This is a genomic window from Bradyrhizobium elkanii WSM2783 (assembly GCF_000472865.1).
In the GTDB taxonomy this organism is placed as follows: domain Bacteria; phylum Pseudomonadota; class Alphaproteobacteria; order Rhizobiales; family Xanthobacteraceae; genus Bradyrhizobium; species Bradyrhizobium elkanii_A.
Window position 1 is genome coordinate 18,598 of sequence record NZ_AXAP01000034.1, and the last position, 25,407, is coordinate 44,004.

Annotated in this window: 31 protein-coding genes; 15 read left to right on the forward strand and 16 right to left on the reverse strand. The window is 63.1% G+C overall.

What is annotated here, in order from left to right; genetic code table 11:
- Positions 1 to 91 precede the first annotated feature (91 nt).
- Both YY7_RS0126385 and YY7_RS0126390 read left to right on the forward strand, forming a co-directional pair.
- Positions 92 to 2,176, forward strand: a complete 2,085-nt coding sequence (locus tag YY7_RS0126385) for a methyl-accepting chemotaxis protein (RefSeq protein ID WP_028165842.1) — start codon at positions 92 to 94, stop codon at positions 2,174 to 2,176.
- A gap of 119 nt (positions 2,177 to 2,295) precedes the next feature.
- Complete coding sequence (locus tag YY7_RS0126390) at positions 2,296 to 2,544, forward strand: hypothetical protein (protein ID WP_028165843.1); 249 nt, start codon at positions 2,296 to 2,298, stop codon at positions 2,542 to 2,544.
- 81 nt (positions 2,545 to 2,625) lie between these two features.
- On the opposite strand, the gene YY7_RS0126395 is transcribed toward YY7_RS0126390, so the two are convergent.
- Positions 2,626 to 3,570 (reverse strand): AraC family transcriptional regulator, encoded by a 945-nt coding sequence (locus YY7_RS0126395; RefSeq protein WP_028165844.1) that lies wholly within the window; start codon positions 3,568 to 3,570, stop codon positions 2,626 to 2,628.
- Between the two features lie 396 nt (positions 3,571 to 3,966).
- On the opposite strand from YY7_RS0126395, the gene YY7_RS0126400 reads away from it, so the two are divergent.
- The 4 genes from YY7_RS0126400 to YY7_RS0126415 are packed head-to-tail and all read left to right on the forward strand — an operon-like array spanning position 3,967 to position 6,614.
- Positions 3,967 to 5,007, forward strand: a complete 1,041-nt coding sequence (locus tag YY7_RS0126400; protein WP_196237333.1) for a DUF2336 domain-containing protein — start codon at positions 3,967 to 3,969, stop codon at positions 5,005 to 5,007.
- Positions 5,007 to 5,309, forward strand: a complete 303-nt coding sequence (locus YY7_RS0126405; protein ID WP_028165846.1) for a PilZ domain-containing protein — start codon at positions 5,007 to 5,009, stop codon at positions 5,307 to 5,309. The genes YY7_RS0126400 and YY7_RS0126405 overlap by 1 nt, the downstream gene beginning before the upstream one ends.
- Before the next feature lie 39 nt (positions 5,310 to 5,348).
- Positions 5,349 to 5,540, forward strand: a complete 192-nt coding sequence (locus tag YY7_RS0126410) for a hypothetical protein (protein ID WP_028165847.1) — start codon at positions 5,349 to 5,351, stop codon at positions 5,538 to 5,540.
- Positions 5,541 to 5,564: 24 nt separating this feature from the next.
- Positions 5,565 to 6,614 carry an HD-GYP domain-containing protein gene (locus tag YY7_RS0126415; protein ID WP_028165848.1) on the forward strand — a complete coding sequence of 350 codons (1,050 nt, stop codon included), beginning with the start codon at positions 5,565 to 5,567 and terminating at the stop codon, positions 6,612 to 6,614.
- Between the two features lie 32 nt (positions 6,615 to 6,646).
- On the opposite strand, the gene YY7_RS0126420 is transcribed toward YY7_RS0126415, so the two are convergent.
- The 7 genes from YY7_RS0126420 to YY7_RS0126450 all read right to left on the reverse strand — a co-directional run bounded on the left by YY7_RS0126420 (position 6,647) and on the right by YY7_RS0126450 (position 12,794).
- Entirely contained in the window at positions 6,647 to 8,269 is a 1,623-nt protein-coding gene (locus YY7_RS0126420) for an ABC-F family ATP-binding cassette domain-containing protein (protein WP_028165849.1), read from the reverse strand.
- Between the two features lie 117 nt (positions 8,270 to 8,386).
- On the reverse strand, positions 8,387 to 8,536 hold the full coding sequence (locus tag YY7_RS60685; RefSeq protein ID WP_016843021.1) for a hypothetical protein: 150 nt from the start codon (positions 8,534 to 8,536) through the stop codon (positions 8,387 to 8,389).
- A gap of 50 nt (positions 8,537 to 8,586) precedes the next feature.
- Positions 8,587 to 9,063 (reverse strand): hypothetical protein, encoded by a 477-nt coding sequence (locus tag YY7_RS0126430; protein ID WP_028165850.1) that lies wholly within the window; start codon positions 9,061 to 9,063, stop codon positions 8,587 to 8,589.
- A 232-nt stretch (positions 9,064 to 9,295) separates the two neighbouring features.
- On the reverse strand, positions 9,296 to 10,120 hold the full coding sequence (locus YY7_RS0126435; protein WP_035690954.1) for a tetratricopeptide repeat protein: 825 nt from the start codon (positions 10,118 to 10,120) through the stop codon (positions 9,296 to 9,298).
- A 32-nt stretch (positions 10,121 to 10,152) separates the two neighbouring features.
- Positions 10,153 to 10,839, reverse strand: a complete 687-nt coding sequence (locus YY7_RS0126440) for a substrate-binding domain-containing protein (protein ID WP_028165852.1) — start codon at positions 10,837 to 10,839, stop codon at positions 10,153 to 10,155.
- A gap of 6 nt (positions 10,840 to 10,845) precedes the next feature.
- Entirely contained in the window at positions 10,846 to 11,490 is a 645-nt protein-coding gene (locus YY7_RS0126445; protein ID WP_051396937.1) for a GrlR family regulatory protein, read from the reverse strand.
- Between the two features lie 269 nt (positions 11,491 to 11,759).
- A complete protein-coding gene (locus YY7_RS0126450) occupies positions 11,760 to 12,794 on the reverse strand; it encodes a glutamine synthetase beta-grasp domain-containing protein (protein WP_028165854.1) in 1,035 nt (344 codons plus the stop codon).
- A gap of 558 nt (positions 12,795 to 13,352) precedes the next feature.
- Here YY7_RS0126450 and YY7_RS0126455 point away from each other — a divergent pair.
- A complete protein-coding gene (locus YY7_RS0126455) occupies positions 13,353 to 13,553 on the forward strand; it encodes a DUF2735 domain-containing protein (RefSeq protein WP_028165855.1) in 201 nt (66 codons plus the stop codon).
- A gap of 90 nt (positions 13,554 to 13,643) precedes the next feature.
- Here YY7_RS0126455 and YY7_RS0126460 read toward each other — a convergent pair whose 3' ends face one another.
- On the reverse strand, positions 13,644 to 13,958 hold the full coding sequence (locus tag YY7_RS0126460; protein WP_028165856.1) for an MliC family protein: 315 nt from the start codon (positions 13,956 to 13,958) through the stop codon (positions 13,644 to 13,646).
- Positions 13,959 to 14,059: 101 nt separating this feature from the next.
- Between YY7_RS0126460 and YY7_RS0126465 the strand changes: the two genes are divergently transcribed.
- A complete protein-coding gene (locus YY7_RS0126465; RefSeq protein ID WP_028165857.1) occupies positions 14,060 to 14,809 on the forward strand; it encodes a tyrosine-protein phosphatase in 750 nt (249 codons plus the stop codon).
- Here YY7_RS0126465 and YY7_RS0126470 read toward each other — a convergent pair.
- On the reverse strand, positions 14,806 to 15,021 hold the full coding sequence (locus tag YY7_RS0126470; protein ID WP_028165858.1) for a hypothetical protein: 216 nt from the start codon (positions 15,019 to 15,021) through the stop codon (positions 14,806 to 14,808). The genes YY7_RS0126465 and YY7_RS0126470 overlap by 4 nt on opposite strands.
- A gap of 99 nt (positions 15,022 to 15,120) precedes the next feature.
- Positions 15,121 to 15,897, reverse strand: a complete 777-nt coding sequence (locus tag YY7_RS0126475) for an SGNH/GDSL hydrolase family protein (RefSeq protein WP_245287409.1) — start codon at positions 15,895 to 15,897, stop codon at positions 15,121 to 15,123.
- Between the two features lie 57 nt (positions 15,898 to 15,954).
- Here YY7_RS0126475 and fabG point away from each other — a divergent pair, with 57 nt between their 5' ends.
- The gene (gene fabG / locus YY7_RS0126480) at positions 15,955 to 16,635 is read left to right on the forward strand and encodes a 3-oxoacyl-ACP reductase FabG (RefSeq protein WP_028165860.1); all 681 of its coding nucleotides are present in this window, start codon (positions 15,955 to 15,957) and stop codon (positions 16,633 to 16,635) included.
- Between the two features lie 9 nt (positions 16,636 to 16,644).
- Here the strand turns inward: fabG and YY7_RS0126485 are convergent, their stop codons facing one another.
- Positions 16,645 to 17,352: a hypothetical protein gene (locus tag YY7_RS0126485; protein ID WP_028165861.1), complete on the reverse strand. Its 708-nt coding sequence runs from the start codon at positions 17,350 to 17,352 to the stop codon at positions 16,645 to 16,647.
- A 192-nt stretch (positions 17,353 to 17,544) separates the two neighbouring features.
- Between YY7_RS0126485 and YY7_RS0126490 the strand changes: the two genes are divergently transcribed.
- Together YY7_RS0126490 and YY7_RS0126495 are read left to right on the forward strand one after the other, a co-directional pair.
- Entirely contained in the window at positions 17,545 to 18,249 is a 705-nt protein-coding gene (locus tag YY7_RS0126490; protein WP_028165862.1) for a DUF2161 domain-containing phosphodiesterase, read from the forward strand.
- 375 nt (positions 18,250 to 18,624) lie between these two features.
- A complete protein-coding gene (locus YY7_RS0126495; protein ID WP_028165863.1) occupies positions 18,625 to 18,927 on the forward strand; it encodes a hypothetical protein in 303 nt (100 codons plus the stop codon).
- 70 nt (positions 18,928 to 18,997) lie between these two features.
- On the opposite strand, the gene YY7_RS0126500 is transcribed toward YY7_RS0126495, so the two are convergent.
- Together YY7_RS0126500 and YY7_RS0126505 are read right to left on the reverse strand one after the other, a co-directional pair.
- Entirely contained in the window at positions 18,998 to 19,615 is a 618-nt protein-coding gene (locus YY7_RS0126500; RefSeq protein ID WP_035690959.1) for a GNAT family N-acetyltransferase, read from the reverse strand.
- A gap of 166 nt (positions 19,616 to 19,781) precedes the next feature.
- Positions 19,782 to 20,180, reverse strand: coding sequence for a PaaI family thioesterase (locus YY7_RS0126505; RefSeq protein ID WP_028165865.1), 399 nt, complete (start codon positions 20,178 to 20,180; stop codon positions 19,782 to 19,784).
- A gap of 120 nt (positions 20,181 to 20,300) precedes the next feature.
- On the opposite strand from YY7_RS0126505, the gene YY7_RS0126510 reads away from it, so the two are divergent.
- Positions 20,301 to 21,089 carry a cobalamin-binding protein gene (locus tag YY7_RS0126510; protein ID WP_028165866.1) on the forward strand — a complete coding sequence of 263 codons (789 nt, stop codon included), beginning with the start codon at positions 20,301 to 20,303 and terminating at the stop codon, positions 21,087 to 21,089.
- Between the two features lie 84 nt (positions 21,090 to 21,173).
- On the opposite strand, the gene YY7_RS0126515 is transcribed toward YY7_RS0126510, so the two are convergent.
- The gene (locus YY7_RS0126515) at positions 21,174 to 22,451 is read right to left on the reverse strand and encodes an ArgE/DapE family deacylase (RefSeq protein WP_028165867.1); all 1,278 of its coding nucleotides are present in this window, start codon (positions 22,449 to 22,451) and stop codon (positions 21,174 to 21,176) included.
- 70 nt (positions 22,452 to 22,521) lie between these two features.
- Positions 22,522 to 23,244 carry a pyridoxamine 5'-phosphate oxidase family protein gene (locus YY7_RS0126520; RefSeq protein ID WP_028165868.1) on the reverse strand — a complete coding sequence of 241 codons (723 nt, stop codon included), beginning with the start codon at positions 23,242 to 23,244 and terminating at the stop codon, positions 22,522 to 22,524.
- Positions 23,245 to 23,321: 77 nt separating this feature from the next.
- On the opposite strand from YY7_RS0126520, the gene YY7_RS0126525 reads away from it, so the two are divergent.
- The 3 genes from YY7_RS0126525 to YY7_RS0126535 are packed head-to-tail and all read left to right on the forward strand — an operon-like array spanning position 23,322 to position 25,289.
- A complete protein-coding gene (locus YY7_RS0126525; RefSeq protein WP_028165869.1) occupies positions 23,322 to 24,821 on the forward strand; it encodes a PLP-dependent aminotransferase family protein in 1,500 nt (499 codons plus the stop codon).
- A 55-nt stretch (positions 24,822 to 24,876) separates the two neighbouring features.
- Positions 24,877 to 25,029 carry a hypothetical protein gene (locus tag YY7_RS62045; RefSeq protein WP_196237334.1) on the forward strand — a complete coding sequence of 51 codons (153 nt, stop codon included), beginning with the start codon at positions 24,877 to 24,879 and terminating at the stop codon, positions 25,027 to 25,029.
- Positions 25,029 to 25,289, forward strand: coding sequence for a DUF6719 family protein (locus YY7_RS0126535; protein WP_155255331.1), 261 nt, complete (start codon positions 25,029 to 25,031; stop codon positions 25,287 to 25,289). The genes YY7_RS62045 and YY7_RS0126535 overlap by 1 nt, the downstream gene beginning before the upstream one ends.
- Positions 25,290 to 25,407 lie beyond the last annotated feature (118 nt).

The window sequence follows — 25,407 nt, forward strand, 5'->3', positions numbered from 1 at the left end:
ACTCCGATCGGAAAACGTAAACGCGGATTTAATCCGCGCTGGTTACCATGGAGCTGAACGCTCCTCTATCGTCCAGAATGGCACCAGTCACATGAAAATCGGAACCCTCTTGACGACCGCCATCGTCTCGCTCTCCACCGTGGGCGGTGGACTGGCCCTCTACGTCGCGGTCTCGAAATACCAGACCATGGAGAACGTATCGGCAGCGCAGGAGCGGCTCGCAATCGTTCGCGCCATCAGTGACATCCCGCGCTATCTTAATTCGGAGCGTGGCTTTGCCACCAACATCCTGTTTGGGCCACCGGTGGTCGATCCGAAGCAGCGGGCCGATCTGAACGAGAAGGTGCGCACGGCGACCGATCGCGCCCGCGACAAGATGATGGCGCTGCGTAAAGCGCTGCCCGGTTCGCTCGAGGATGGCGGAGCGATCGGCGCCGGCATCGATGGGGTGAACGCAAAATTCAACGCGTTGCGCGAGGCGATGGACAAGGCGATCGACGGCCCGGCGGAAGCGCGCAAGGACGCCGCCAAGAAGATCGTCGCCGACAATGCAGTGCTCAACAATGCCGCAGCCTCCCTGCTCGACGGCCAGGTGCGCAAGTTGGCCCTGATCGACGGCGACGCCTATCGGCAGTCGGTCTACGCGAATATCGCCTGGTCGCTGCGCGATGTCGGCGGCTTCAATGCAAGCCAGCACAAGAACCTTGTCGGCGCCAGGCGCGCGGCGACCGAGACCGAGAAGGTCGATCTCGCTCGCGCCCAGGGGCGCGCGGATCAGGTGCTGATGTCACTGCAGGAACTGCGTGGCAATCCCAACCTGCCCGCCAACGTCGCAGTCGCACTCGACCGCATGAACGAGGCCTATGTCGAGCGGTTCGGCAAGGAGCTAAAGCTCGTGAAGGAAGGTGCGGCCAGCGGCAAGTACGAGCACGATGTCGATGCCTTCTACGTGGAATCGCAGCACGGGCTCAATTCGATCATCGGGGTGCGCGACGCCTTCTACGATAATGCCGAGCAGGTGCTCTCTTCCGCCTACTCCTCTGCGCGTGTCAGCTTCCTGGTCGCGCTCGCCGGCCTGATCGCCGTGGTCGCGGCGAGCATTGCGCTGGTCATGATGGTGCGACGCCGGATCTGCAGGCCAATCGTGCAATTGACCGCCAGGATGTCGCGGCTTGCTGCCGGCGACGTTGCGGACGAGATCGCGGGCGCCGAGCGCAGCGATGAGATCGGCGCAATGGCGCAGGCCGTACGCGTCTTCAAGGACAACATGATCAAGGCCGATCGCCTCGCGGCGGAGAAGGAAGCCGAGAACCAGGTCAAGATGCGCCGCGCGCAAGTGCTCGACAACCTGACTCACACGTTCGAGGCGAAGGTCAGCGAGCTCGTCGGCGGGCTCTCGGCCGCCTCTGCCACTATGGAGGAGACCGCACAGTCGATGTCCTCCACGGCGTCCGCCACCAACCGGCAGGCCGCTGTCGTAGCGACGGCCTCCGACCAAACCTCGACCAATGTGCAGACGGTTGCCAGCGCGACCGAAGAGCTGACGTCCTCGATCTCGGAAATCGGGCGCCAGGTCACGCAGTCGACCGAGATCGCGGCACGCGCCGTGGAGAACGCCCGCCGCACCGGCGACACCGCCCGCTCGCTTGCCGAGGGCGCGCAGAAGATCGGCGATGTCGTCACGCTGATCCAGAACATCGCGGCGCAGACCAACCTGCTGGCCCTGAACGCGACGATCGAGGCCGCGCGCGCCGGGGATGCCGGACGCGGCTTTGCCGTGGTCGCCTCGGAGGTGAAGTCGCTGGCCGGCCAGACTGCGAAGGCGACCACCGAAATTTCCGAGCAGATCGCCACCATTCAAGCCGCAAGCGATGAGACGGTGAAAGCGATCCAGAACGTCGTCGACGTCATCACCGAGATCGACCAGATCGGCACCGCGATCGCCGCCGCGATCGAGGAACAAGGCTCGGCCACCAAGGAGATCTCGCGCAGCGTGCAGGAAGCGGCGCGTGGCACGCAGGACGTCAATTCGAACATTTCCGGTGTCCAGCGCGCCGCCGACGACACCGGAGCCGCCGCCAGCCAGGTCCTTGGCGCCGCCGAACAGCTTTCCGCGCAGTCGCGCGACCTCGCCGGCCAGGTCAACCGCTTCCTCGCGGAAGTCCGGGCGGCGTAGTCGCGGGTATGGCTTGTCGATTTGGCGGAGGAATCCGTGCGCTATCAACTTGATTGGCGCAAGATTCCGATATCCAATCCGCTCGGCTATTTTGGCAAATCAAATAGGGAGAGAAGCCCATGCTCAAACGGATATTGTTGGTAGCGGTCGTCACCACCTTTGCGATCGGCTCGGCATTCGCGCAGGAGTCCTGCGAGACCAAGGCCGTCGGCAAGGACGGCAAACCGCTGTCGGGCGCGGCAAAGACCTCGTTCATGAAGAAATGCACCACCGAGTCCTGCGAGGCCAAAGCGGTCGGGTCCGATGGCAAGAAGCTCGCCGGCGCCGCCAAGACCAGCTTCATGAAGAAGTGCCAGAGCGGCGCATAACCGCGCAGTCTAGATTCTTGTTTTGACGCGTTTTCTTCACGCGAACCGGTGTCCACTTCGCTCGAAAACGCTCTAGCTGATTCAGGATCGCCGCGACCTCGAAAGAGTCTCCGATGGCGATTCGCCGAAATGCGCCCGATATATCCTGGAGAAGTCGCTGAGGTGCCAAAAGCCACAGGCGAGTGCACAGGCCTTGACGCTATGGGTGCCGGCCAAGAGGTTTTGGCGAACGAGCCACAGCCGCCGCAGGCGGAGATATCGGTGCAGGCTCATCCCCCGATAGCGCTGCACCGCATCGTGCATGGTACGCACTGACACGCCGATCTCCCTGGCAAGATCGCTGCTGTAAATCGGCTGCGCGAGCTCGCTGGACAGGACCGCCTGCACATCCTTGAAAACCTTGAACTGCCGCGCAGCGTTCGCCCGCGCCGTCCACTTTGCCGGCACGACCTCCGCGAACGCATGATCGATCGCGGCCATCAGGGATTCGCGGATCGCGACCGCTACTCCGGGAACCTCAGGCGCCTCGGCCAAATGCGGCGCGATCGCCAGGATCTCCCGCACCAGCTGGCGCAGCCGCCGTTTCGCCGTCTCGCTGGTTTCATAGAGATTGAAGCTCAGCCCGGTCTTCGGCCACCCGCGATCCTCGACCTTGGGCTTGAAAACGATCGAGGCATACTGCCGGGGGGTTCTCTCAAGTGCGCTATAGGCGGCCCCGCCGCTGCCAATCACCAGCAACGACCGATCGTGCTCGATACCATTGAAGCGAATGGCGGTGCCCTCATCCATCGGGAACCCGACGGCGGTCGTGTTCGGCGCCAACTGCACGTCGATGACCCGCGGAAACGCCTTCGTGTAGTTCAGGTCGCAACCCGGCAAGTTCAGGATGGTTTGCTCGGCCGAAATATCCCGGGCGAGCGGAATGCACTCCACCTGCACGTTTCGAATAAAGCTCCGAAACGTGTCGATATCATCGAACCGAAATATCTTCGGCACCAGCGTTGGCGCCGGTGAATGATCGTTCATTTAAAATAGTTCTTGTAAGAGCAACACCAGTCGAGGGCACGGCAATCATGCCGCGCTGCAAAAAAGCGGCGATCTTCGCTCGACGACTCGTCTCGTACTCTTCTCCAATCTCCACCCAGTTGGAGCGCAGTGACTGCGAAAGACAACGTGGCAAAATACCATTGCCGAATTTCGATACTGTTTTCTGGTAGAATCGTAAAGGGCGCACAACCCTAAAAGACCAATTTACAGTGGTAATTAACAATCTAGGCGCGAAATCGGCTGAGGGACAGCGACGTCCTGCAGCGGATTATTGGTGCCGCCATGACTGCCATTGCCTCGACTGAGCTTATTGCAGAACTCGAAGATGTTGTCAGAGCCGGTTCGCCCGAACGCCGCATCCGGATATTGCGGCAGGTGGCGAGCCTGTTCCTCGCCGACGCCGACCGGCTCAGCGAGCACCAGATCGAAATATTCGACGACGTCCTGGTCCGTCTGATCGGGGCGGTCGAAGCACGCACGCTGACCAAACTCAGCGCCCCCCTTGCCGATTTGAGGTCGGCCCCGAGGGAGGCGGTGCGCCGCCTCGCCCAGCACGAAGACGCGGCCGTCGCCGTCCCGATCCTTCGAAAATGCGAATGCCTGTCTGAGGACGACCTCATCGAGGTCATCAGGACCCGCGGCGAAAAGCACCTCGGCGCCATCGCCGGACGCAGCGCGGTGAGCCGCAGGCTCACGGATGCCCTGCTGATGCGCGGCGATGCCGCCATCTGCGGCGTCCTCGCAAGGAATCCCGGCGCGCAGTTCTCTGTTGTGGGCTTCGCGACCCTGGTCGATATGGCCCTGCGCGACGATGATATCGCCGACGCGCTGGTGCAGCGGCCGGATCTTCCGCGCGATGTGCTTTGCGAGTTGGTGGCGAAGTGCAGCCCCTCCGCGCAGGCCCGCCTGCTCAAGACCGCGCCGCCCGAGCGGCATGTCGCGATCAGAACGCTGATCGAAGAGACCGCCGCGCGCGGGCGCGCCCGCAAGCCTGTTGCCGTGGACTATTCCGAGGCAAAGGCGACGGTGCTCGCGCTCAACAATGCCGGCCAGTTGAACGATTCCATCGTCAACCGTTTTGCGATCCGGCGCGACCACCCCAGTGTCATCGCCGCGCTGTCGCTGCTGGCAACCGTCCCGATCGAAACCATCGAGCCCCTGCTGGAGACGGAGGATTGCTACGGCCTGATCCTCGCATGCCGGGCGTCGCGGCTCGATTGGCAGACCGCGGTTGCCATCATCAGGAGCCGCAAGGGCGTCAAGCCGGTTTCGCCGCAACAACTCGAACAGGCCAAGGAGGCCTTTGACACGCTTTCGCTTTCCACCGCGCAGCGCGCCATCCGCTTCGGATCCGTAAGCGACATCGGCGCCAGGCCCTTGTCTGCCGATACAGCTTCAGTTGGGGGAGTGCATTGATGGCTTATGGAAACCGAAAAGCCGAGCGCGTTCATTTCGAGCACCGCTATCCGGTCAACCTGATGGGCGTTGACGGCACCTGGCAACGAAGCTGCGTTCTTCTCGACGTGTCGCAGACCGGCGCCAAGCTCGAGGTCGACGGCCCGCTCGACGTGCTGCGGGCGCAGGAATTCTTCCTGATCCTGTCATCGAGAGGACTTGCGTTCCGGCGCTGCGAACTGATCCGGGTCGACGGGATGCAGATCGGTGTGAAGTTTGTCGCCGAACGAAAGAAGAAAGGGCGCGCCATCATTCCAAAGTGAGCATGCCCGCCACACAATTTTCCCAGGGAGGAACGACCGATGACCGTCCACAAGATCGCAGCCTTCTCCGTCACCACGAATTGCGCGGAGCCGCTGCGCGGAATCGTCGAGATCGACATGGCCGGAAAGACGCTGCGATTCGAACTCAACGAGCATGTCGCGCACAGTCTCTGCAGTGACCTCGATCATTTTCTCACCCAGGCCGAGCAGCGCGCCTTCGACAACATCTGAAGCAATGCCGGCAACACCATCTCGATGTCTGTTTACGTTGTAGCCGATACGCAGGCCGGGCTTTCGTCCTTGTGCGCCATGCTGGAGCCGAAGCATCCCGTTACAGGGGATCTGCTTGGAGCCGTCAGCATTCGCGGCAATGACATCGCGGCCGTTGTCGTCAACGCCGACCTGCGTGTCGTCGACAACATCACGGCGCTCAAAGCCCTGTCAGGCACGTTCTCGCGAATCCCAAAGCGCATCTTCGTCGTCAACGAGCGGACCCGGCTGGCGGTGGTCCAGGCCTACGCGCTCGGCGCGACGCATGCGTTGCTCAGTCCGGTCAAGCCGGCCCAGTTGCTGGCAAAGCTCGCGCCGGGCGAGACCCCATCGATCGTTCCGAGCGAACCCGCCTCGAGCGCGCGGGAGGCTGCATCGGTCGGAGCGGCCAGCTTCGCCTCGATGTTCTCGGCGGTCACCTGCGGCTGGGCCGTCAACGTCGCGGAGGCCAAGAACGCCGGCAACGTGATCGCAGAGACGATCGCCGAGCGTGGGCTGTCCGACTGGCTCGCGACAGTTCGCCGTCACCATGAGGGCACCTACCAGCACTGCTTATTGGTCACCGGCATCGCCGTCGATTTCGGCCTCAGCCTTGGCATGGCGAAGGCCGATATCGAGCGTCTTTATGCGGCGGCAATGTTTCACGACCTCGGCAAGGCAAGGATTCCGCTCGCCGTCCTGGACAAGCCCGGCAAGCTCGATGCCGAGGAACGTACGCTGATCGAAACCCATCCTGCCGCGGGCCATGCCGTGCTGAAGGGAACGCCCGGCATCTCGGCCGAAATCCTCGATGCCGTACGGCACCATCACGAGTTTCTTGATGGCAGCGGCTATCCGGACGGGCTTTGCGCCGAGAGCATCTCCGACATCGTGCGTATCCTGACCATCTCCGACATCTTCTCCGCATTGATCGAACAGCGGACCTACAAAAAGGCGATGCCGCGGGCGGCGGCATACGAAGTCCTGCGGGGCATGAAGGGCAAGCTCGAGCGGCCGCTGGTCGAGGCGTTCAGGGACGTCGCCCTGAACCGTTGACCCGCCCTCGCCGTCCCCCAGGCAGTCGAAAGCTAGCTCCGCAGCCCCGGTGCTTCCTGGCCAGTGCGGGCGACGTACTCCGTATAGCCCCCGCCAAATTGGTGGATACCGTCCGGCGTCAACTCCAGAACGCGGTTGGAGAGCGCGGCGAGAAAATGCCGGTCGTGCGAGACGAACAGCATCGTGCCTTCAAACTCCGCCAGCGCGTTGATCAGCATCTCCTTGGTCGCAAGATCGAGATGGTTGGTCGGCTCGTCCAGCACCAGGAAGTTCGGGGGATCGTAGAGCATCTTCGCCATCACCAGCCGTGCCTTCTCGCCGCCCGACAGTACCCGGCACCTCTTCTCGACATCGTCGCCGGAAAATCCGAAGCAGCCGGCAAGCGCGCGGAGCGAGCCCTGCCCTGCCTGCGGGAACGCGTCTTCGAGTGATTGAAACACCGTGCGTTCGCCGTCGAGCAGATCCATCGCGTGCTGCGCGAAATAACCCATCTTGACGCTGCCGCCGAGCACGACCGTGCCGTTGTCCGGCTCAGTCGAGCCGGCCACCAGTTTCAACAACGTCGACTTCCCGGCGCCGTTGACGCCCATCACGCACCAGCGTTCGCGCCGGCGGATCATGAAGTCCAGTCCTTCATAGATTCGCTTGCTGCCGTAGCCCTTGTCGACGTTCTTCAGCGCGACCACGTCTTCGCCGGAGCGCGGCGCCGGCAGGAATTCGAACGCCACGGTCTGGCGGCGTCTCGGAGGCTCGACCCGCTCGATCTTGTCGAGCTTCTTGACGCGGCTTTGCACCTGGGCCGCGTGGGAAGCGCGCGCCTTGAAGCGCTCGATGAACTTGATCTCCTTCGCCAGCATCGCCTGCTGACGCTCGAACTGAGCCTGCTGCTGCTTGTCGGCCATCGCGCGCTGCTGCTCATAGAACTCGTAGTCGCCGGAGTAAGTGGTGAGCGCGCCGCCGTCGATCTCGATCACCTTGCCGATCACGCGATTGATGAACGCGCGGTCGTGCGACGTCATCAACAGCGCGCCCTCGTAGCCCTTCAGGAATTGCTCGAGCCAGATCAGGCTTTCGAGATCGAGATGGTTGCTCGGCTCGTCCAGCAGCATCACATCCGGACGCATCAAGAGAATGCGCGCCAGCGCCACGCGCATCTTCCAGCCGCCCGAGAGCGAGCCGACGTCGCCGTCCATCATCTCCTGGCTGAAGCCAAGGCCGGCCAGCGCCTCGCGCGCCCGCCCCTCGAGCGCGTAGCCGTCAAGCTCCTCGAACCGTCCCTGCACCTCGCCATAGCGCGCGATGATGTCGTCCATCTCATCGGCGCGTTCAGGATCGGCCATCGCAGCCTCGAGCTCCTTCAGCTCGGCCGCAACGATGCTGACGGGGCCTGCGCCGTCCATCACCTCGGCGACCGCGCTGCGGCCGGACATCTCGCCGACATCCTGGCTGAAATAGCCGATCGTGATGCCGCGATCGACCGCCACCTGCCCTTCGTCGGGCACATCCTGGCCTGCGATCATCCGGAACAGCGTCGACTTGCCGGCGCCGTTCGGCCCGACGAGGCCGATCTTTTCACCCCGGTTGAGCGCCGCGGAAGCTTCGATGAAGAGGATTTGGTGGCCGGCCTGCTTGCTGACGTTGTCGAGACGGATCATTGCGCTATCTGGTGGGACATCTGTGCGGGGCGCTCTTAGTCGATTTCGCCCGCCAGCGCAAAGACGTTCCGCCACCCGCTCCGCTTCAGCGCGATTTTCCTTCCGAAACGAGCCCTGCTAGTGCCGCTTGAAATACTGCACGTCGCGCTCGTGCTTTTCGGCCGCGGCGCGAGACTTGAAGGTGCCGAGATTGCGACGTTTGCCGGTCTTCGGATTGACCTTCCGCGAATAGAGGCGGTATTCGCCGGATCGTAATTTGCGGATCATGGTCGGGTCTCCTTTTGCCCGATCAACCACGCCGCACCCTCTCGGTTCCATTACGGCTTGCGCTGCGGCGGAAAGAGCTGATTGCCAAATGGCTGCGGTCCGGTGGGAACACGGATGGCGATGAAGCTTCGGCCCATCGATGTGTGACAGGAGTTGCAGCCTTCGGTCAGACTGGCATAAGCCTTCGCAAATTTGCGGCCATCCTTCGACGCGATCGCGTCGGAAACCGACTGCAACGGATCCTTCAGCGTGGTGACATTGCTGACGGGGATGCCGGAATACATCATGGCCGCCTCCGCAAGACTGGACTCGAGCTGGCCCAGTTCGTACGTCGCAAGCTCCCAATTCTGGGCCGTGGCGGCCAACCACAATTTCTGGTGTTGCTGTTGCGCAGCGCTCATGATGTCGCCAAGCCGTGGGACATATCGGTCGCTCGAAGAAGGCTGCTTCAGATCCGACTGCGCGATCGCCAATGTTGTCGACGCCGCAGACAGAAGCAGAGCCATCACCAGAGCACGCCGTTTCATCGCAAACTCCATTTCTTCCCGCGGCAGCGACCGCAGAACATTGTTTTGCTTGCAGCCTAGCGAGGAGAGTCGTGGGAGTCTTGCGCCTGATCAAAGCCGCCTGGGGAATTCGACCAAGCAACACAACAGCCGTCATTGCGAGCGTAGCGAAGCAATCCATTGTCTCCGCAAGTTTCGAGAGATGGATTGCTTCGCTTTGCTCGCAATGACGGCTGGGTTACCATTGATCGCGCTAGAAGCAGAGATTAGTCACGACATTGCCGCGCTTGTCCTTGATCGTCATCGGACATCGCGCCCGCTCCAGCGCCTTCTTGGCGTCCTCGTCGCCGAGCGCGGCGGCGCGCTCGTAATAGGCTTTTGCGGCATCCGAATCCTTCGGACCGCCGCGGCCGGATTGCGCGAAGGCGCCCATCCGCTCCAGCGCGGCAGGATGATTTTGCGCGGCCGCCTTCTCGAACAGCGCGCGTGCCGCGACATCGTCCTTCTCGCCGCCGGAGCCCTCGGAGAGCATCAGGCCGAGCTGATATTGCGCCTCGGGGTTGGTCTCGGCGGCCTTCGCGAGCAATTCGCGGGCCCGTGCCGGATCGGCCGCCGAGGAGCCGCCGAGCGCGGCCAGATTGGTGACGCCGCGCGGATTGCCGGCCTGCGCCGCGCGCTCAAACAATTTGCGTGCCTGCGCCTCGTCCTTCGCGACGCCCGCGCCGGTCCCGTAGAGCACGCCGAGCTCGACCATCGCCGAGGTCGAGCCCTTGTCTGCCGCCTTCCGCCAGGCCGCGACCGCTTCCGCCGTTTGCCGGTTGGCTGCATAGGCACGCCCGAGCTGATACATCGCCCGGCGCGAGGATTTCGCAGCAACCGCACAGTATTTGATCGCGGTCGCAATGTCGGCCGAGGCGACCTCCGGCGCGCCCTTGACGTCGGCGGGCTTGTCGGGATCGGAGGGATCGGCCGCGAGGCGGTCGCACAGCACGAGGTCGGCCGATTGCGCATGGGCATGGCCTGGCGCCGCGAGCACTGTGACGGCGAGAAGTGCGGCTGCATGAATTCGCTTGATCATGGCTGGCAAGTTGCGTCGAACGGCCGGCAAATTCAAGGCTCAAGCCCCGACTCGCGCAGCACCGGCGCGACCTCGTCGGAAGCGAGATAGCGCAGCAGCCGGTCGGCCTGCTCCGCCTTCCCCGAAGCTGTCATGCGGCCGGCGGAGAACACCCCCGGCGTCTGCAACTCGCGCGGAATTGGTCCGACGACCTCGATGCCGGCAACCTGCTTCAATTCGCTGATCTGCTGCACGGCGAGATCGGCCTCATCAGTGACGAGCCGTTCCGCGGTGAAGCCCGACGGGATAATGGTCGCGCGCGCGTTGATCTCGGTCGCGATGCCCAGGCCCTCGATCAGTCGCGCGAAGAAAATCCCGCTGGCGCCGATCCGCGAATACACCACCGAGCGCGCAGCCAGCAGCGTCGCGCGCAACCCCGCCTCGCTGGCGATGTCGGGATGCAAGGCTCCCTCCTTCACGGCGATGCCGACATAAGAGCGCGCGAGATCGACGCAGCTCGCCGCGGCGACGCTTCCTTCCCGCGCGAGCTCGGCGAGCCCCTCTTGCGTCAGGATGAGGATGTCGGCGCCCTCGCCGCGCCTGATCCGGTCGAGCAGCGCGAGCGTCGGCGCGAAATCGGCGTCGATCCGCACGCCGCCGGCGGCCGCGTACTGTCCGGCAAGATCGGCAACTGCGCCTTTCAGCGCCAACGTGGAGAGCAGGCGAATGGTGTCGGGCATCGCGTCTTACAGTCGGCGCATCAGCTTCAGCACCGCCGTCAATCGCAGGCTGCGCTTGCCGGCGAGCGCGGTTGCTTCCAGCACCGCTCCCTCTTCATTACAGGTGCCGGAAAAGCCGATGCCGACTTCGTGGCCGCCGAAGATCGGATTCTCGCCCCTGGCCGGCGTGTGCTCCTGGTTGAGGATCTGGCCTTTCCAGCGGCCATTCTCCGAAACGTAAGTACCGAGATAATAGAAGAACGCGTCACCGCCGACGATGCGGCCATCCTTGAGCAGCATCACGCCAGTCAGGCCGCCTGAGACCCCATCGAGCAGGCGGAGATGAATGGAATAAAGGCCATTGGCAATCCCGCCCTCGCCGACACCGCCGGCGATCGGGACCTCCTGCTCCTCGATCGGCGTCAACAATGCCTGAAACGGGACGCCCGGCACCTCCCGCAACCCTCCCTCGAAGCGATAGGTGTCGCCATTGGGCCGGCCCTGCGCCACCAGCGTCGCATCATCGGTGCCGGCCATGGCGGGATAGTTGGGATCCGGATTGTGGCGCACGGTCCTGACCACGACAGAGACATCGTCGCCGCTTTCCTCATAGGTGCCGATATGGGCGAAGGCCGAATTGCCGCCGAGCATCTTGCCGTCATGCGCGTGCATGACGCTGCGGCCGACCGCATCATTGAGCTGAAATCTGACCTTGTAGAAGCCTCCGAAACCCACTTCGGCCCCCGGCCCGCGCGCATCCAAGCCAAGTGTAGCGCGCTTTCGGCAAGGTCGATACCGGCTTTGCGCTAAACAAAGCGTGTCGACGGTCCGGAAGCGCAACCAGTCCAATGCCGTTTAAAATGCAAAAGTCCGCCAAAGCCGAACGGCATTGGCGGACTTGATTGCGGTCCCGGGCGCCCCCAGCCCGGGCCGGGAGCGTCTTAGGCCGCGGCCTTCTTGCCGGTCGGGACTTGAGAGACGGTCTTCAGGATCTGCGAAGCGATCTGGTAGGGGTCGCCTTGGGAGTTGGGACGGCGATCTTCCAGATAACCCTTGTAGCCGTTGTTGACGAAGGAGTGCGGAACGCGGATCGAAGCGCCGCGGTCGGCCACGCCATAAGAGAAGGTATCGATCGAGGCCGTCTCGTGCTTGCCGGTCAGGCGCATATGGTTATCAGGGCCGTAGACTGCGATGTGGTCAGCGCGGTTGGCCTTGAAGGCTTCCATCAGCGCCTCGAAGTACTCCTTGCCGCCGACTTCGCGCATGTACTGGGTCGAGAAGTTGGCGTGCATGCCGGAACCGTTCCAGTCGGTGTCGCCGAGCGGCTTGCAGTGGAATTCGATGTCGATGCCATAGCTCTCGGTCAGGCGCAGCATCAGATAGCGCGCCATCCACATCTGGTCAGCGGCGGTCTTGGAGCCCTTGCCGAAGATCTGGAATTCCCACTGGCCCTTCGCCACTTCGGCGTTGATGCCTTCGTGGTTGATGCCGGCAGCAAGGCAGAGGTCGAGATGCTCTTCCACGATCTTGCGGGCAACATCGCCGACATTCTTGTAGCCGACGCCGGTGTAGTACGGGCCCTGCGGAGCGGGATAGCCGCTCGAGGGGAAGCCCAGCGGACGGCCGTCCTTGTAGAAGAAATATTCCTGCTCGAAGCCGAACCAGGCGCCGGCGTCATCGAGAATGGTGGCGCGCTTGTTGGACGGATGCGGGGTGACGCCATCGGGCATCATGACTTCGCACATCACGAGCGCGCCGTTGGTGCGCGCAGCGTCCGGATAGACGGCGACCGGCTTCAGCACGCAATCGGAGCTGTGGCCTTCAGCCTGCATGGTGGAGGAGCCATCGAAGCCCCAGAGCGGAAGCTGCTCGAGCGTCGGGAACGACGCGAATTCCTTGATCTGAGTCTTGCCGCGCAAGTTCGGTGTCGGCGTATACCCGTCGAGCCAAATATACTCGAGCTTGTACTTAGTCATTGAGCCTCTCTGTTGATGATGCAAAACGCGAGGGGCCGAAAAGCCACTCGGTTGCCCCACGCGTACCCGGCCACCATCGGCCAAGAATGTACCAAGCAATTTGAATGCCAATCGCTGCAATGCGGGAGCGGGTCTCTGGGGAAAAGTCCAGACCGCGCTAGCTCTTTTTTGCTGCGACATAGAAGCGCGGCTGGCATGCGTACGAAGCGGCCAATTGACGCTCCCAGGGTACCGCCAGCGCCCGATTCTCCGGCAATTTCCTCTAGGCGCCCACCGTCCGATTAAAGCCTTGGCAGGCTTTCGCGGCATTGCTCGGAGACGCCGCCGCGCGACCGCAACCCTCGGCCCGGCTCAAGCGTTGGTCACCTGCTTGTTGCCTCACGCGAAGCAAAAGCAAAAATGCCTAGAGAATAATCATCGAGTGACATTTTTTGATCAACTTGCATCCGGGCGGGGCACGGCCGATATCGCAAGTCCAAGTAACTATCCAAGTAACCACACGAGAACGAGTCGGGCGCACCATGGAGGATCGCGGCTCCGATCAGAGGAGAGGATGACATGAATACGGGTCTGAATCAGGGATCTGCCAAGATCTACCAATTCCCGGTTGGCGGCCGGGCGTCCATCGCAGGACGCCGCTACGGTGAGACCAAGTCGGCGCTCGAGATTGCCGCTTCACAGGTGAACAAGGCCGATTGCAGCGGTAGCTGGTACCACCAAGCGGCGATCGAAGAATCCAAGCCAACGCGTGACCACTAATGCCGGGTCAATATCGGATAGCCTCCCGACGGGAATGTCGGGGATCGGTAGCGTCGAAAAGGGTCGGAACGAGCGCGTTTCGGCCCTTTTTCATGCCAGCTCGCAGGCCGTCGCCCGGCGCTTGGCGTGCTTGAGCGTGGCAAGGCCGGCTTTCGTGATCCTTAGCGTAACGCCACTGCCGGAGTAGCGCGCGCCTGATAGTGTCAGCCGCTTCAACAGCGTTACCGCCTTGCCGTCGAGCTGCAGATGGGCGCGGGAGTCGTATTGGAAAAATCCGACGATGAACTGCGTGCCGTCGGCGCAGCGATAGTTCTGGAACGAGCTTTGGGCCGAGGCTTGCGACCTGCCGGCGAGGGTTCCCGCCACCAAGACCACCGCGAAAATCGCTGCCAACCGATGATTCATGCTTCGCCCCCCGGAGCTGCCTTGAGTATAGACGAGCGCGGGATGCGCACCATCTCCTATCCGGTCATCTGCTTGCCGTACAAGATTGCTCAAGTCACCCGATGCAAGACTCCCCTGCCCGACATTTCAATCTCGCCGGCGCGAGCAATTTCCGTGACCTCGGCGGCTACCTTACGCGCGACGGCCGCAGCGTCCGTTGGCGCCAGATCTTTCGCTCCAACCATCTCGGCCGCCTCACCGACGACGATGTCGCGGTGGTCCGCGGCCTCGGCGTCCGCAGCGCCTTCGATTTCCGTGGCCGCGAGGAGCGCGCCGAGGGGCTTTGCGGCGTGGCCGAGATCACCGTGCATTCCCTGCCGGTCGAACCGACGGTGATCGCCGCGCTGCGCGCCATCGCCGCCAGTGGCAATCCGCCGACCGAGAACGACGCCATCGAGGTGATGCGCGATTCCTACCGCAGCTATGTGCAGGAGAACACGCCGCGCTTCCGTACGCTGTTTGCGCATCTGTTGGAGGACCGCGCGCCGCTCGTCATCCATTGCAGCGCCGGCAAGGACCGCACCGGCTTCGCCTGCGCGCTGATCCTGCATACGCTCGGCGTTCCCGACGAGGTGATCTCGGAAGATTATCTGCTGACCAACCGCTTCTATCGGCGCGATGCTTCCGTGCCGAGCGATCTACCGGACACTGTCCTGCAGGTGATCGGCACGGTGCGGGCGGCGTTCCTGGCCACGTCGTTCGAGGCCATCAGCGCCGGCTATGGTGGCCTCGACAATTATATCCGCGACGGCCTTGGTGTCGGAGAGAGCGAGCGCAAGCAGCTTGCCGCGCTCTATCTCGAGAGAACTTAAGCAGCCGCTTCCAGCTCGGCGTCGAGGTCGGCAATGACTTCCTCGAAAGCCGAGATCGCCTGCTGCACGGCCGCGATCTGCATCAACTCCCAGCCGCTGACCGGACCGGTGCGATTCTGCAGCGCGACGACCAAGTCCCGCCGCTGCTCCTTAAGCTGAACGAGCGGTAAACCGTGATCGGGTAAGTTTCCCATGGTCTGATCCCCTGCCATGATGAGACCTCGCTTCTAGCGAACGGATTCTGCAATCGACTTACGGAAGTCCGGCAAATTTTACCAATCAAGGGCAAGGCCGTAGTCTTACGTGCATGGCTACGCTACGGCGGCAGCTTTCCGGATAGCATCGTTAAGGCCCCTAGACATCCGGAGCGTGCTGCCGTCGCTCTGATGCAATCGATCGGGATCGGTCGGGTCGACCATACGATCGAAACCGATATTGTTCTGCGCGTGCCAATGCTGCATCAGCGCCCAGCGGCGAAACACATTGACTCCTGCCCGCTCTGCCACTGCGGCGATCAGCGAGACCATGCGCTCGGAAAGCTCGGCCTTATCGTCGATCAGCATCGCCGGGACATGTTGCGGATCGATCAGTAGCACGTCCATCTGGCCTGCATGGGCACGAAGCCGGTCTACGCCGACGGCAATTTTCTCCGCGACGTCGTCGACGTTGTACTTCTCCTTGTGGAAGACGGCGTTGGTGCCGACCTGCCAGATCACCAGTGACGGTGCCGGCGCTTCGGCGAAAATGTCCGAATCGAAGCGATCCAGTTCTTCGATCGCCTCTTGACCGCCTACCCCCCTGTTGAGCACATCGATCCTTGGATTATCGCAGGCACGCCTCAGATACATTTCCAGCCAGTATGGATAAGGCAAGACATCTTCCCGGCCAGCGGTCGACGATGATCCCATCGCCACGATCTTGAGCGGCCCGCCGTGCCGAAGCGCCTCGGCCAGGCGTGTCAGCGGATATTTGAAGGCGATCAACTGATCAGGCAATTCGGCATCTGCAAGATTGTCAATCATTTCGGGCCCCACAAATTGAATACTATTTAACGTTGAGGGCCTATTTCGCGAGGATTTTGCCGGCATTGCAAATGAATTTCTGCTGAGTTTAGTCTGTCTGCCCGGGTAGTGCGGAGCTGTCTCATGAACGGAAAAGTTATCGTCATCACCGGCGCGTCCGGTGCGCTCGGCAAGGTGGTCGCTGAGGAAGCCCTGGCGCGCGGCGCACGCGTGTCCGGCATTGATCACGCGCCGTCATCGCTTTCGCCGACGTCAGATCGGATCGAGTTCGGCGGCGTTGATCTGACCGACGCAGCCCGGGCAGAAAAGGCGATCGACACGGCGGCGGCGCATTTCGGCCGGCTCGATGCGCTCATCAACATCGCCGGCGGCTTTGCCTTCGAGACGGTCGCAGACGGCGATCCCGCAACCTGGCAGCGGATGTATGCGCTCAATGTCACGACCGCGCTCAACGCCTCGCGCGCGGCGATCCCGCATCTTCTGGCGTCCAGCGCCGCGCGTATCATCAATATCGGCGCGCTCGGTGCACTGCAGGCAGGCGCCGGCATGGGCGCCTATGCAGCTTCCAAATCCGGCGTGCACCGCCTGACCGAAGCGCTCGCCGCCGAGCACAAAGGCAAGATCACGGTCAACGCCGTGTTGCCTTCGATCATCGACACCGCGGCAAACCGCGCCAGCATGCCGAAGGCGGATTTCTCAAAATGGGTGGCGCCAAAGGAACTCGCCGACGTCATCCTGTTCCTCGCCAGCGACGCAGCGAGCGCAGTCACCGGCGCGCTGTTGCCGGTGAATGGCCGCGTTTGACTCTCTCGCTCACGCCTCCACCAGCTTCTTCAGCACCGCCTTGAAGCGGACGCTGCGCTTGCCAGCGAGCGCAGTGGCTTCAGCTTCGGCACCTTCGGAATCGTAGGTCCCGGAGAAGCCGATGCCGACTTCGTGGCGGCCGAACAGCGGTCGCTCTCCCAGACTCGGCGTATGCTCGCGGTTGACGATCTCGCCCTTCCACCGGCCGTTCGCGGCGGTGTAGGCACCGATATAGTCGAAATAGGCGTCGCCGCCCCAGATGCGGCCGTCATGCAGCATCATCACGCCGGTATTGCCGCCGTCGAGCCCATCGAGCATGCGAATGTGGATGGAATAGAGCCCGTTGCCGATGCCGTCGGGTCCGACTTTGCCCGGCGCAGGCGCATCCTTGTCGTTGATCGGGGTCAGGATCGCCGTGAACACGACGCCGGGTAAGGCGGTGGTCCCGCCTTCGAAATGAACCTCGTCGCCCTTGTGCGTGCCCCTGAAGGTCATGACGATGTTATCGACCGGGAACATCGGCACATAGCTCGGATCGTGGTTGTGGCGCGTCATCTTCACCTCGGATGAGATGATGCCGCCTTCCTCCGTGTAGCTGCCGATGAAGGACGAACCGGAATTGCCGCCATAGAACTTGCCGGAGGCGGTTGCGAACATCACGCCGCAGCCAGTGCCCCGCACTGTCCTGAACGAGAATTTGTATAATCCCTGCAGCACCCTGGCGCCTGCTTCTCACGCGACAAATGCACCATACCCCGCGCGGACCGTTTGCTCGCGCAGGCTCACCGATTGCCATTTGGTCTAGTCGTCCCGCACGAAGACTAACCGTTTTGCCACCGTCCCGGCAAACGCTTTGCGGTAAACTTCTGCAACTGAGTCGCGGCATTTCGCGACTGGAGAGTTTTGCGCGTGGAAACCTCGCTCTATCTGCCCGTCAAACGATTTCTCGAAAAGCTCGGCTTCACGGTGAAGGGCGAGATCGGCGGCTGCGACCTCGTGGCGCTGAGCGGCGACGATCCGCCGGTCGTCGTGGTCGGTGAGCTGAAGCTCACCTTCAACCTGGAACTGATCCTGCAGGCGGTCGGTCGCGCCGGCGCCTGCGACGAGATCTGGATCGCCGCCAAATTGTCGTCGCGCGGCAAAGGCCGCGAGAGCGACGCGCGCTACCGCAATCTCTGCCGCCGCCTCGGCTTCGGCATGCTGGGAGTGACCAGTGCCGGCGAGGTCGAGGTGCTGGTGAAGCCGCCGACCACGGCGCCGCGCCGTGATCCGAAGAAGCGCTCGCGCCTGGTTGCCGAGCACAATCGCCGCAGGGGCGATCCCGTGATGGGCGGCAGCACGCGCTCGCCGATCATGACGGCCTACCGCCAGCAGGCGCTCGCCTGCGCGTCAGCGCTCGCCAATGGACCGCGGCGCGTGCGCGAGCTCCGGGTGGATATTCCGGATGCCGGCAAGATCCTGCTGCACAATGTCTACGGCTGGTTCGACCGCGCCGAGCGTGGAATCTATGTGCTGACCGATGCGGGCCGCGCCGCGTTGCAACGCTGGCCGCAGCCGGCGGTTGATTCCGCGGCCATCGAAACGGCGCCCTCGATCCGGATGACGACCGCGTAGCGACGCACGATTGCGGTGCATAACCGGTCACGATCGCGCGATGAGGCGGGGTAAACAGAGCATGATCCGGAAAAGCGGAAACCGGTTTTCCGAAAAGGTCATGCTCAAACAAAGAGATCAGATCATGATCCGATTCTGTCCAATCGGATCATGATCTGGAGAAAGTCTACCGTGCATGGCTGGATTGCCATGTCAGTTTCATATTGCAATGCAACAATATGCAGCCTAGGTATCCGCCCAAAGCGTGATCCGGAAAAATAGCTACCGGAATTTCCTCGCGACAGACGAAGCGTTTGCGCGGAGATCATGCTCAAAACGAAGCGGCGGGCGGATGGCGATTTATGGAACCGTCATCCCGCTCCCAGCGAGGCCCCGATGAGCGAAGACTGGCAAACGAAATATGGTCCCCGACGCGTGAGGCGCGATCCGCCGACGCTGGAGGAAGCGATCTTCGCCGCCGTCGGCATCACCGACGACCTTGAGCAACAGGCCGAGATCGCGTCCGCCTTGATGGGCCTCCCTTACGAGGAGGTGCTGGCTGAGGTGAAGAAGACGGCGCGCACCACCGCGAGGTCGGCGACCCGCGTGATCACGGGCGAGCAAGGCGCGCAGCGCGCGGTCGTGGTCGAGCGGCGCGTGGTCCGGCGGTTCGGCAACGACAAGCGCACTGGCACCTGAACTGCGATTGGCGATTCGTTCACCTGAGCGAATTGCCCGCAGAGTTGGGGCGCACGAGTGCGCGCGCCGATCAGGCGGCGCGGCCCCAGCCGTACATCTTGAACACCATCTGCCAATAGGCGCGGTTGAGATCGGCGATCGCGCGCGCGGCCTCCAGCGGCGCGACGGTCGGCGCGGGGACCAGTTCCGGCTGGCCATGCCGCGCAAGATCGATGCTGCCGGTGGATTCGCCGTGGCGGAAGGTCAGCTTCGCGCCAAACTTGCTGGCGAGCGCACGCATCGCCTGGTTCTGCGCGCCGGTGGTGATCCGAAGCGAGCGATAGCCCCTCGCCCGCGCCTCTGCGATCAGCTTGCGGAACAGGATGCTGCCGACGCCATTGCGGCGCGCCGAGCGCTCCACGCTAAAGGCGATCTCAGGCTCGCCATCAGGCGATTGGTCCGGCTGATGCAATTCGGCCGCACCGCGCACCGTGCCGTCCTCGAAATAGGCGATGATGACGGTGCCGTCATTGGCGCACTTCTCGGCATAGCGCTTGATGAAGCCGTCATCCATGAAGCCATGGAAGCGATCATAGCGGCTGGTTCGGTCCAGCCTCAGCAGATGGTCCTGCAGAAGCGGCAATTCCGATTGGCTCAGCGTCCGAACAGTGCCCTTGGCCGGCGCCAAACCGGTAGAATCGTAGTTCATTCCATAGCTCCTCGTGGTAGCCCTCGAGGAGGCGTCGAATCCCTAGACGCGCAATATTGTGCGTCGCAACATGAAATTCAAGTGCTTAGATTCACCGAATGTTGCATTTGGATTCACTTGATCTTTCGTCCTGAATTTATTGATGAATTTCGGGATGGCGAGCGCACTATAGTACCATTTGGGTCTGGGTCACGAGGGCGACCAATCTGCCGTCCTCGGTTTCCAGCCGAGTCTGCCAGACCTGCGTGCGCCGGCCGCGATGCACAGGCGTGGCGATGGCGATCACCGTGCTCCCCTCCTTGGCGCCGCCGATGAAGTTGGTCTTGCTCTCGATCGTGGTGGTTCCCTTGGCATCCTCGGGCAGATTGATCACGGTCGCAGCCGCCCCGACCGAGTCCGCAAACGCCATCACCGCGCCGCCGTGAATGGTGTGATGCAGCGTGCAGAGGTCCGGCCGCACCAGCATCCTCGCCACCACGCGGTCCTTGTCGGCCTCTGTGAACGTGACGCCCTTCAGTTCCGCAAACGGCATTTTCATCGATTGGATCTTTTCCAGCGGCGTCATGCGTCCTCCCGTTTTGTTGTGCGCGCGGCAGCGGCGGAGAATGGACGGAGCCGGTAAATCAGGCAATGACGTCCGAGGTAATGGCCGATGTGACGATGCGCCAATGAGAGAGATTTTCCGATGCGCCACTTCCCTCCCCGCCGGATCGTCTGCCTGACCGAGGAGACCGTGGAGACGCTGTATTTGCTCGGCGAGCAGGATCGCATCGTCGGCGTCTCCGGCTATGCGGTGAGGCCGCCCCAGGTCCGGCGCGAGAAGCCGCGCGTCGCGGCGTTCATCTCGGCGGACATCCCGAAAATCCTGGCGCTCGAGCCGGACCTCGTGCTCGCCTTCTCCGACATCCAGGCTGACATCGTCGCCGATCTCGTGCGGGCCGGCGTCGACGTTCACGTCTTCAACCAGCGCGACATTGCCGGCATCATGGCCATGATCCGCACGCTCGGCGCCATGGTCGGCGCCGCCGAGCGCGCCGACCAGCTTGCGACGAGCTTTGAGCAGCGCCTCGCCAGCATCGCTGCGACGCCGCGTCCGCAGCCGAAACCAAAAGTCTATTTCGAGGAATGGGACGATCCCCTGATCAGCGGCATCGGCTGGGTATCGGAATTGATCGAGATCGCCGGCGGCGAAGACGCACTGCCAGGCTTGCGGTTACAGAAGGCGGCGAAAGATCGCATCATCGCGCCCGAGATTGTGCGCGACGCCGCGCCTGACGTGATCCTCGCCTCCTGGTGCGGCAAGAAGGTCGTGCCCGATCGTATCCGCAACCGCCCCGGCTGGAACGACATCCCCGCCGTGCGCAACGACCGCATCATCGAGATCAAGTCGACGATCATCTTGCAGCCGGGCCCAGCCGCACTGACCGATGGGCTGGATGCGATAGTAGCTGCACTGTGGCCATCGGTGTCGTAGGGTGGGCAAAGCGCAGCGTGCCCACCGTTCGCGGTCGGTGCAAGAGAAGGTGGGCACGCTTCGCTTTGCCCACCCTACTACACCCTACACCCTCTCCACCCCGCACCATTCCGCGATGAACAGTGCGGTGGCCTTGGTGGATTTGCGCAGCGACTCCAGGTCGACATATTCGTTGAAGCCGTGCATCGCCGCGCCGCTGGCTCCGAAGCACAGGCTCGGGATGTTGTAGTTCAATCCATAGAAGCGGGTGTCAGTGAGCGCGGTGAAGGCGCGGTCTTCCACCGTGCCGCCATAGACGGCGCCGAACGCCTTCGCGAACGCCGCTTCCGGCTCGGCCGCGTCAGTCAGCTCATAGCCCTCGGACAGGAAGCCCGACCACTGCACTTCTGGCGGATTGTTGGAAAGGAAGCGATGGTCGCGCGCGGCCGCAGAGACACAAGCCAAAATCTCCTTCTGGCACTCCGCAATCGACCAGCCCGGCAGCACCGCGATGCGGCAGTCGACATCGCACCAGGCCGGCACGCTGGAAGCCCAGTCGCCGCCCTTGATGATCCCGGGATTGAAGTTGATGGGATGGGCGACGTCCTTGAAGTGCCGGTCGGCCTTGGCGCGCTCGTTCCATTCAGCCTCCAACTTTTCCAGCGCGTGGATCAAGTGATATGCCGCCATGATCGCATTCGACCCGGCGCCGGCCTCGAACACATGCACGGGGAAGCCGCGCACCTTCAGCCGAAACCAGATCACGCCGACCTGCGAGCGGATCATCTTGCCGTCGGTCGGCTCCGGGATGAGGCAGGCATCGGCGCGATAACCGCGCTGCAGGGTCGAGAGCGCACCGACGCCGGTGCTCTCCTCCTCGATCACCGACTGGAAGTGGATCCGCCCCGTTGGGCGCAAGCCTGCCGCCTTGATCGCATCCAGCGCATAGAGGGCGCCGATCGTGCCCGACTTCATGTCGCAGGCGCCGCGGCCATACATCCGGCCATCCTTGATGGTGGGCGAGAATGGCGGCGTCTCCCACATGTCGAGCGGGCCGGTCGGCACCACGTCGCAGTGCCCCTGCAGGATCAGCGATTTGCCGCCATTGCTGGGCGGCCGATAGGTGCCGACCACCGTACGGGCCCTGGAGAAATCATGCTCGATCGGGCCGAAGCCGCGCAGGTCCTTCAGATCGTCAACATTGATATGCCAGTCGTCGACTTCGTAGCCGCGTGCGCGCAGGAGATCGCCGATCATGTCCTGGCACGGACCTTCCGCGCCACGCGTCGATGGGATCGCAACGAATTCCTTCGTGGTCGCAAGCTGCGCAGCGAAGCCGGCATCAACGGCGTCCAGGATCCTTTGTTGCGAATCGGCACTCATGCAGCAGCTCCAACTCCAGGTTCGATCATCAAGCGTGTGGGCGCTTGGCCCGCAACGCTATAGCGTGATCTCAGCCGCCGGGGTACTGCACAAAATAGGCATCTCGTAGTGCTTCATCGAGCAGCCGGCCTTCCGAATAGCCATCGAGCGACGCCGGCCGCGTCACGCCGTCAAGCAGCCGCGGGCACGGTTCCGGCGCGCCGAGCACGGTGCGCACCGGGATGCGCTCGGCATAGATCGGCAGTTCGTAATCCTCGTCGTCATCGGCGACGCCTTTGGCGCGGATCTTGGCGGAAGCCTCCTCGATCTCCATCGCGATGAAAGATGTCGCCTTGATCTCCTGCGTGTTGCTCGGCCGCAGGCTCGCGGTGCGATCGGGAAAGAAGCGGTCGACCATCGCGACCAGCGCACGCTGTTTCTCGTCCGGATCGGTAACCAGATAGGCTGACCCGAACGCCATCACCGCGCGGTAGTCGGCCGAATGATTGAAACCGCAGCGCGCCAGCACCAGGCTGTCGAGATGCGCAACCGTGAGACAGACCCTCTGGCCCGCGGACTGGTTCCTCAGCATCCGGCTCGCGCTGCTGCCGTGCCAGTAAAGCTTCGTCCTCTCGCGCCAGAAGAAGGTCGGCGTGCAATAGGGCTGGCCGTCGATCGCATAGGAAACGTGGCACAGCATCGAGGAATCGAGGATGCGGTGCACGGTTTCATGATCATAGAAGCCGCGATCATGGCGGCGCTTCACCTGGTTTCGTGGTGACAGCGGATAAGAGGCGGCAGCACCTTCGCTCACGGCAGCTCCTGTTTCTGGATTTTGAACGTTTCGAAGCAGTTGTAGCGCCGGATTTGGTCTGCGATAGTGCCAATTCCATGCGAAAAATTTCGACCAATTCTGCGTCGCCCCGAAAGGCCGAGCTGCCGCTCGACCTTTCCGGACCGCATGTCACACTTGGCGCCTCGGCGCAGCAGCGCCTCTACCAGGCGCTTTGCCACGCCATCCTCGGCGGCATCGTCAAACCCGGCGAGCCGCTACCGCCCTCCCGCACTCTCGCAAAGCAGACCGGCTTTCGCCGCAACGCGATCGTCACCGCGTATGAGCGTTTGATCGCGGACGGGTTCGCAGTGGCGACCACGGGCTCGGGGACCTTCGTCGCGGCGCGCATCCCTGCGCGAGCCCGCGAGGCACCGAAGCCGAAGATCACCATCGATGCGCCCCAGCAAGGCGCGCTGGCGCTGGGCTGCACGCATATCGATAGCCGCGCCCTGCAGCGCTTCCGCGCCTTCGTCGGCCGAAGGATGCGCGCCTTCAGCGCCGAGCATTTCCACTACGGCGATCCCAGGGGCAGCCGCGAGCTCCGCGCCGCAATCGCCGACCATTTGTTGTCGGCGCGCGGCCTGCGCTGCGATCCCGAGCAGATCATGCTGACGTCCGGCACGCTGCACGGCCTGCGGATCGTGCTCAGCGCGATCCTTAGGCCGCGCGACCAGATCTGGTGCGAGGATCCAGGCTACCCGATCGCGCGCCGGACCATCGAGCATTGCGGCTATCGCGCGGTTTCCGTTCCGGTCGATGCATCGGGCATGGTGGTTGCGAACGGCCGGGCCCGCGCGCCGGCGGCCCGTGCGGCCTATGTGACGCCGTCGCATCAGTTTCCGCTCGGCGTGCAGATGTCGATGCCGCGCCGGCTGGAACTGCTGGACTGGGCCAAGGCCGCCGATGCCTTCGTGTTCGAGGACGATTACGACAGCGAATTCCGGTATGACGGCGCTCCCCTGCTGTCGCTCGCCGGCATCGATCATCTCCGGCGCGTCATCTACATGGGCACATTTGCCAAGACACTGTTTCCCGGATTGCGCGTCGGCTATTGCGCGCTGCCTGAAAAATTGATCGGTCCGGTGACGGCAGCGCGCGCCGCGCTCGATCGCTTTCCCTCCACGCTGATGGAAGGCGCCGTCGCTGACATGCTCAACTCCGGCGCCTTCGCCGCCAACCTGAAGAAGGTGCGCAGGCTCTACCGCGAGGCCCGCGACGTGCTGGCCTCGACGCTGTCGGCGGCTTCCGAAGGCGAGCTGTCGGTGCCGGTGCCCTCGCAGGGTCTGCATCTGGTGGCACGGTTCGATCCATCGACCGAACCGCTCGTCGCGTCAGAGGCCAGGAACGCGGCCGGGGTCGACGGCTGGCTGCTCGCAGAGACCTATCATCGTGCGCGTCCCCTGCCCGGCTTCGTGCTGGGGTTTGCCGGCCACGGCCTTCCGCAACTGAAAGCATCGGCCGAACGACTGGCGAAGGCCTCGCTCACCGCGCTGCGCGAGAGCCGTAAGCCGAGAGCCCGCGTCGCCAAAACGTCAACGTCGCGCGCGGCTCTATGAGAATCGCCGGCGCCTCATTAAGCTGAAAATGAAAGCTGTACGGCGGAGATACCGGATGCCCGGCAATCGCAACGTCCTGTATCTGATCATCGGTGTGCTGCTCGCCGTGATCGGCGTGCTCAGCTACCAGCTCTACCAGGCCAAGAAGCAGCCCGAAGGTTTCCAGATCAATGTCGGCCCCGACGGGTTGAAGATCCAAGGCAAGTGATGCTGATGATTTCGGAAAGAGTTCTGCGCGTCGGCTGCATCGCGCTGCTGAGTTGGCTTGCATCGCCGCCGTCAGCGTCGGCCCAGGTGCTGGGACGCGAGCAGGACATCATCGATTTGCGACTGGGCCAGCGCGTGATGGTCGACGACGGATCATGCCCCGCGGGCCAGATCAAGGAAGTCTCGGGCTCGCAGATGACGAGCCAGGGCGTGACGCGCGTGCGCAAATGCGTCCCGCGGCTCGGCACCAAGAAGCGCTGAGTTGTCAGTCATGCCCCGCGCCGGCCGGGCATCCAGTAACCAACATCGCCAGTTGTGCGCACAAGAAGCGCCGCGGAATACTGGATCGCCGGTCAAGGCCGGGCGATGACCTCGTGGG